This window comes from Oceanobacillus massiliensis str. N'diop (assembly GCF_000285495.1).
Lineage (GTDB): Bacteria > Bacillota > Bacilli > Bacillales > Amphibacillaceae > Oceanobacillus > Oceanobacillus massiliensis.
Genome location: NZ_HE610977.1, coordinates 267933 through 275416, shown reverse-complemented (window position 1 = coordinate 275416; position 7484 = coordinate 267933). Strand labels below are relative to the sequence as shown.

Annotated in this window: 7 protein-coding genes and 1 pseudogene; 7 read left to right on the top strand and 1 reads right to left on the bottom strand. The window is 39.5% G+C overall.

Annotated elements, in window-relative coordinates; all coding sequences use genetic code 11:
- The 7 genes and pseudogenes from cyoE to OMHG_RS06930 all read left to right on the top strand — a co-directional run.
- Positions 1-719, top strand: a pseudogene (gene cyoE, locus OMHG_RS06960) (heme o synthase); the annotation flags it as partial.
- Positions 720-781: 62 nt separating this feature from the next.
- Positions 782-1834, top strand: coding sequence for a cytochrome c oxidase subunit II (coxB, locus tag OMHG_RS06955; protein WP_010649533.1), 1053 nt, complete (start codon positions 782-784; stop codon positions 1832-1834).
- A gap of 43 nt (positions 1835-1877) precedes the next feature.
- Positions 1878-3731 carry a cytochrome c oxidase subunit I gene (gene ctaD / locus OMHG_RS06950; protein WP_010649532.1) on the top strand — a complete coding sequence of 618 codons (1854 nt, stop codon included), beginning with the start codon at positions 1878-1880 and terminating at the stop codon, positions 3729-3731.
- A 1-nt stretch (position 3732) separates the two neighbouring features.
- The gene (locus tag OMHG_RS06945; RefSeq protein ID WP_010649529.1) at positions 3733-4356 is read left to right on the top strand and encodes a cytochrome (ubi)quinol oxidase subunit III; all 624 of its coding nucleotides are present in this window, start codon (positions 3733-3735) and stop codon (positions 4354-4356) included.
- A 3-nt stretch (positions 4357-4359) separates the two neighbouring features.
- A complete protein-coding gene (ctaF, locus tag OMHG_RS06940) occupies positions 4360-4680 on the top strand; it encodes a cytochrome c oxidase subunit IVB (protein WP_010649527.1) in 321 nt (106 codons plus the stop codon).
- A gap of 168 nt (positions 4681-4848) precedes the next feature.
- Complete coding sequence (gene ctaG / locus OMHG_RS06935) at positions 4849-5745, top strand: cytochrome c oxidase assembly factor CtaG (protein WP_010649526.1); 897 nt, start codon at positions 4849-4851, stop codon at positions 5743-5745.
- Positions 5746-5812: 67 nt separating this feature from the next.
- Entirely contained in the window at positions 5813-6268 is a 456-nt protein-coding gene (locus OMHG_RS06930) for a DUF420 domain-containing protein (protein WP_010649524.1), read from the top strand.
- 50 nt (positions 6269-6318) lie between these two features.
- Here OMHG_RS06930 and ytvI read toward each other — a convergent pair whose 3' ends face one another.
- Positions 6319-7377 (bottom strand): sporulation integral membrane protein YtvI, encoded by a 1059-nt coding sequence (gene ytvI / locus OMHG_RS06925; protein ID WP_010649523.1) that lies wholly within the window; start codon positions 7375-7377, stop codon positions 6319-6321.
- Positions 7378-7484 lie beyond the last annotated feature (107 nt).

The window sequence follows — 7484 nt, the reverse complement described above, 5'->3', positions numbered from 1 at the left end:
TTGGTTATTGCCGGAGGTTGTATCATTAACAATTGGTATGACGTTGATATAGATCCTAAAATGTCCCGAACAAAAAACGTCCGACTGTAACTGGATACTTTTCTCTCAGAATGGTACTTTTGCTTGGGCTGGGCACAACTGCTGTTGGGCTAGGTCTATTGCTGTTTACTACAGTACAAGCTACACTGTTTGCATTTCTTGGCTGGTTCATTTATGTAGTATTATATACAATGTGGTCTAAAAGACGATATACATTAAATACTGCAATTGGCAGTTTCTCGGGCGCAATGCCACCATTGATTGGCTGGGCAGCCATTAGTCCAACCGTGGTGCATGTGGTGCCGGTAGTAATGTTCCTAATCATGTTTGTATGGCAGACACCGCATTTCTTGGCTCTAGCCATGAAAAAGACGGAGGATTACCGTGAAGCTGGTATTCCAATGCTTCCGGTCGTATACGGGTTTGAAATTACGAAACGACAAATCGTCGTTTATATTGCCTGTTTGCTTCCTTTGCCAATTCTTCTGGCCCCATCACTGGGAATTACTTTTGCAGTGATAGCGACACTGCTGAATATCGTATGGCTGGTGATTGGTTTTAAAGGCTTCTTTATGAAGAATGATATAAAATGGGCAAATATGATATTCATTTACTCATTAAATTATCTGATCCTATTATTTCCACTAATGATTATCGTGACATTGCCAATGTTTAACTAACCGTTTGTCCTTAATAAAAACATATATAAGGAAACAACATGAAGAAAGAGAGGTATTAATACATGAAAGGTTGGATGGGAAAATCTAAAGCATTATTCCTTTTCACAATGCTGGCTCTGTTTTTGGCTGGCTGTGGTAAAGAAAATCTGACTGCACTTGAACCTAAAGGGTACGGTGCTGAGAAATCAATGGATCTAATCATACTTACCATTTTGATTATGATTGGAGTCTTTATCGTAGTAATGCTTGTTTATGTGATTGCTTTAGTCCGTTTTCGCAAGAAAAAAGGACAAGAAGATTTTATACCGAAACAGGTTGAAGGTAATCACAAATTGGAAACAGTGTGGACTGTCATTCCGATTATTCTAGTGTTGATCATTGCAGTTCCTACTGTGCTTGCCACATTTGATTTAGCTGATGAGTCCAATGCAAGTGAACAGATTAATATCGAAGTTACTGGTAATCAGTACTGGTGGCATTTTAACTATGCCGGTGAAGAAATTGTAACAAGTCAGGATTTATACATTCCGACCGGTGAAAGGGTATACTTAAACATGCAATCTTCCGATGTTATTCACTCGTTCTGGATACCTTCAATTGCTGGTAAGATGGATGTTAACCCTGAAAATATAAACACTATGTATATTGAGGCCAATGAAGAGGGCGTATATTGGGGTAAATGTGCCGAGCTTTGCGGACCATCACATTCATTGATGGACTTTAAAGTTGTTGCTGTAAGTCCTGAAGAATACGACCAATGGGTTTCTGACATGCAAGCTGTCGACCCAGAAGCTGTTCCTGAAGATGCAGTAGCACAGGATGGTCAAGAATTATTCCAGGAAAACAGTTGTGTGGCATGTCATGCTATCGGTTCTTCACCTGCAGCAACCGGACCGAACCTGACGAATTTTGGTGACCGTTCTACAGTAGCGGGTATTCTTGAACCAACGAAAGAAAATATTGTAAGTTGGATCATGGATCCTGAATCAATCAAGCCTGGCAACAAAATGACAGGTGCTTATCCTAGCATTTCTGAAGAAGAAGCTAATAGTATTGCTGAATATTTAATGCAATTAAAGCCCTCTGAAATTACACCTGAGAGCGCTGGGAATTAAATTATAGACATGGGATGGAAGACATGAAAGGGAGGTTTAAGCTTTGAGTATTGCAGCTGCTCAAAAGAGAAGCTTCAGCGCAGTGCTGTGGGATTACTTGACAACCGTAGACCATAAAAAGGTCGGTATTTTATACCTGATCGGCGGGTCATTGTTTTTCCTGCTTGGCGGACTGGAAGCTCTTATTATTCGAATTCAGTTAATCAAACCTGAAAATGATTTTATCACTGCAGGTTTGTACAATGAAATGATTACAATGCATGGAACTACAATGATATTCTTTGCAGCAACACCGTTATTGTTTGGTCTTATGAACTACATTATGCCACTGCAGATTGGTGCACGTGATGTGGCATTTCCATTTTTGAACTCACTTGGGTTCTGGTTATTCTTCTCTGGTGGTATCATGCTTAATCTTAGCTGGTTCCTCGGTGGAGCTCCAGATGCGGGCTGGACCAACTATGCGCCGCTTTCCTTGCAATCACCCGGACATGGGATTGATTTCTATGTTATGGGTCTGCAATTATCTGGTGCAGGGACGCTGATGAGCGGAATTAACTTCCTTGTTACAATCGTAACGATGCGTGCGCCTGGTATGACTTATATGCGTATGCCACTATTTACTTGGACTACATTTGTAACAAGTATTTTAGTATTATTTGCTTTTCCAGCCTTAACAGTTGGATTGTTCTTAATGATGTTTGATCGTATGTTCGGATCTGCATTTTTTGATGTTGCTCTCGGAGGGAATACCGTTATCTGGCAGCATTTATTCTGGATATTCGGTCACCCGGAGGTATACATCTTGATTCTGCCGGCATTCGGTGTGTTCAGTGAAATTATACCAACCTTTGCCAGAAAACGATTATTTGGTTATACGGCAATGGTATTTGCAACATTCCTGATTGCTTTCCTTGGTTTCATGGTATGGGCTCACCATATGTTTACAGTAGGTCTGGGTCCTGTAGCGAACTCGATTTTCGCAGTAGCTACAATGGCTATCGCAGTTCCAACAGGTATCAAGATATTTAACTGGCTGCTAACATTATGGGGAGGCAGCATTACAATCAATTCAGCTATGCTCTGGACGCTTGCATTTATTCCTTCTTTCACTATTGGTGGAATGACTGGTGTTATGCTTGCATCATCTGTAGCGGATTATCAGTACCATGACAGTTATTTCGTAGTTGCCCATTTCCACTACGTTATTGTGGGCGGGGTAGTATTTGCACTGCTTGCAGCCATGCATTATTGGTGGCCGAAGATGTTCGGAAGAATGCTTCATGAAGGAATGGGGAAACTATCTTTCTGGACATTCTTTATCGGTTTCCATTTAACATTCTTTATCCAGCACTTCCTAGGTTTAATGGGAATGCCGCGTCGTTACTGGGTATTCCTGGAAGATCAAGGATTGGATACCGGGAACTTGATTAGTACAATCGGTGCATTCTTTATGACTGTCGGTGTTATCATATTCTTAATTAACGTTGTTCATACTTCTATCAAGGGAGAAAAAGCACCTGCTGACCCTTGGGATGCACGTACATTGGAATGGGCAACATCATCGCCGCCTGTACATTACAATTTTAAACAATTACCTTTAGTTCGTGGACTTGATCCATTATGGATTGAAAAAACGGAAGGTAAAGGAAAAATGACTCCTGCAGAGCCTGTGGATGAAATTCATATGCCTAATGGTTCCATTCTTCCTGTAATCATGACAATTGGCTTCTTTATTGCATCCCTTGGTTTCATCTACCATGTGGATCATAAAACATGGTTAATTGCAGTATATCTCGGTATGGCAATTGCTTTAGTTTCTATGTTAACCAGATCATTGAAGGATGATCACGGGTATCATATAACAAAAGAAGAACTAGAAAGGGAGGCTGACTGATATGAGTCACGATCATTCCTTGAACCCAAAAACGATGCCACAGGATCCGTCAAAGGCAACAATGGAAGGAAAGCATAAGTTTCTAGGTTTGTGGTTCTTCCTAGGGGGCGAAACTGTCCTTTTCGCTTGCTTATTCGGTACTTATCTGGCATTGAGAAATTCAACTGCGGGTGGCCCAACTTCACAGGACCTGTTCGGTTTGGAACTTGTATTCCTGATGACCATCCTGCTGCTTACTAGTTCATTGACTAGTGTATATGCGATCTATCATATGAAGAATAATGATTTCAGGAAAATGCAATTTTGGTTTGGTCTTACAGCACTTCTAGGTATTGCGTTCCTTGGTTGTGAAATTTATGAGTTCGCTCATTATATCCATGAATATGGATTCACATTCCGTTCTTCTGCATTTGGATCAGCTTTCTATGCATTGGTCGGATTCCATGGGGGACACGTAGTTTTTGGTCTCAGCTGGTTGATCACTATAATGGTACGTAATGCTAAACGCGGTCTAAGTCTTTACAATGCACCAAAATATAATACATTTGGATTATATTGGCACTTTATTGACGTCGTTTGGGTATTTATCTTTACAGTTGTTTACTTGATGGGGATGGTGAGTTAATTTATGACGGAGAATACAAATACCAACAAAATTAATTCGTTCCGTAAAGAAGAGAACAGAGAAGAAATGCGAAAGCAGATTGTAACATTTGCTTTAATGATTTTCTTCACATTGATCGCATTTTTCGCAGTTCTTATGGGAGTAAGCTCTACCTTTGTTATCCCATTGATTCTTATTTTGGCACTTGTGCAGGTAGGTTTTCAGTTCTATTACTTCATGCATATGAAAGATAAAGGACATGAGGTTCCATCAGCATTAATGTATGGCGGAATCTTCGTAGCCTTCCTGGTAATTGCTACATTCGTTGGAATCACTTGGTGGTAAGTTACTACGGCGCAGGACAGACTAGATCACCGAAGTTCTGTGACATACAAAAAGGATCGGGATATCGCTTCCCGGTCCTTTTTTAATAAAATCGTCACATTAACAACAGAAAATGAATTGATTTTAAGGTATAATGTGAAGATAATCCGCTATTTGGAGTGATAAATTATGTGGTTAGAATTGCAGATTTTTGGTTTCCGGGCATTATGGAGTCCGTATTACTTTCTCTTTATCATAGGTCTGGCTTTATTATATTTTGTGATTACGGGACCATATCGCCATAAATTAGGTGGAGATGAAAGGCCTAGTGCTAAACAGCAGTCCCTTTTTTATATCGCACTCGTTCTATTGTATATTGTGAAAGGGTCACCGATTGACCTGCTTACACATATCACCTTAACTGCACATATGATTCAAATGGCAATTTATCTACTTGTCGTACCTATACTGATGCTCAAGGGAATTCCGGCATGGATTTGGAGAAAGGTGCTTAATCTGCCTGTAATCAAGCCGTTGTTAAGATTGTTGACAAAACCGCTTATCTCATTACTGTTGTTTAATGCATTGTTTTCCGTTTACCATATTCCGGCAATATTCAATTTTGCCAAATCGTCACAGTTTGCGCACACATCAATTTCCCTGATTCTGTTTGCTGCAGCGTTCATTGTTTGGTTTCCGTTGATAGCACCACTTAAAGAATTGGACAAGCTGCAGCCACTGTTGAAGATTGCCTATATCTTTTCAAATAGTGTTCTGATTACACCAGCTTGTGTCTTGATTATTTTTGCATCAGATCCACTGTATGCAGCTTATTCTCAGGAGGGTTCCTGGATACAGGCTTTAAGCTTATGTGTTCCTGGTGGTGTACTGCAGGGTTTAACGACAGCATTATCCGGACCGGAGATGTTCATTTCCATGGATACTGTAGAGGATCAGCAATTAGGTGGAATTATTATGAAAATCATGCAGGAAATCACTTATGGAATAATCTTAGGTTCGATTTTCTTTAAATGGTTTTCCAAGGAAAGTCAAAAAATTGATCCGGTTCCTACAACTGTAGAATAACCATTAAGGTCTAAATTATATTCTAATGAGGTTATACTTAATCTCCCTGAAAGGACACGTGTGAATTATGCCTTTTTTACCGACGCTTAGTACGTTTTTCATTGTTTTAAGTGCCGTTCTCGTTGCAATAGGTTGGGTGCTGATCAGTAAGGGAAAGAAAAAAGCACATAAAAAGACGATGCTATCTGCTGCTGTCAGTGCGCTTTTATTTTTTATCATTTATTCATCCCGAACCATTTTTGTAGGAAATACGAGTTTCGGCGGACCTGATGATATAAAAATTTACTATACCCTGTTTCTGATATTCCATATCATTTTGGCAACAAGCGGAGCGGTATTCGGAATCGTAACCATTACATTGGCGTTTAAGAGAAAGATCGCCAAACATAGAAAGATAGGACCAATCACCAGTATAATCTGGTTTTTTACCGCTATAACTGGTGTTATGGTATATTGTCTGCTTTATATTATCTATCACGGCGGAGAGACAACAAGCATGCTGAAGGCAATACTCGGTTTCTGATGCAGTGAGCTAAATAAAAGGATGGGAGCAATTTAGATGCTCCCATCCTTTTATATTTTGATATTCCATTTTATGATTCCCGCTTCTCTTGCTGAAGTAAAGGCAATCACAATTAATGGCCCAATAATAAAACCAAGAATACCAAAAAGCTTTAGTCCGATAAACATTGATATGAGTGTGGCGAGCGGTGAGAGGCCAATATGCTGTCCCATCACTTTAGGTTCGACCGTTCTTCTTATGGCCAAAAGGATCACTGCCAATACAGCCAGCTGAACGCCTGTTGCTACATCTCCTGTTAAAAGCAAGACAAGTGCCCATGGACCGAGTATGATAATAGAACCGATAATCGGTATTAAATCGATCAGCCAGATAATCAGTGCCATTATCAGCGCAACTTCGGGTACTATTATGTACAATCCTATGAGCGAGACCGCAAGTATAATCAGACTTACTAAAAATTGTGCCTTAAAGAATCCGAACAATACACTGGATAATCTGGTATTCATAAAGGACACCTTTTCAGCCGTTTCCTTTCTGAGCAAGCTATATAAGTTAGACTTTAATATTGGCAACTCCAGCATAAACAGGAATAGAGCAATAAGATATACAATAAAGCTGATTAAGAAATCCGGAATTTTAGCAAAGATCTGGGCAATATTATCAATCGTAATGATTTCTCGGATTGTCGTACTTAATGAGGCAATACTGCTTTCGATACTTGTTGAAATCTGGTCTACAAACTCTTTTGGAAGATCACTCGTATATTGCTGAAGCTCTCTTTCGCCTTGTATGTACAGGTCATTAAGTATATTGATATAACTTGGGACAGCTTCAACAAAATTGACTAGCTGTGTGGCTGATTTTATCACAATAAATGTACCTAAAACACCAACAGCAATTAGAAAGAAAAGAAATACAAAAATAACGGATGTCTTTCTGCTGATTCTCAGCCTTTGCTGCAATAGTCTTATAATCGGGTTCATAATCATGGCAGTAATCAATGCGATGATCAGAGGGATTGAAATTGGGAGTATAAACAAGATGACCAGCAAGATGAAAATCGTTAAAAAGATTAGTGTCCAATGACGCTTGGTTAAGTTTCGAAACAAGGGATATTCTATCTCCTTTCAATATTCTGTTTCTATAATGGGTCCCTATATGAGAGGTTCAGTCTAGAAAGGGAATGATACACTTTTAAAAAAACCAACTGTACAAG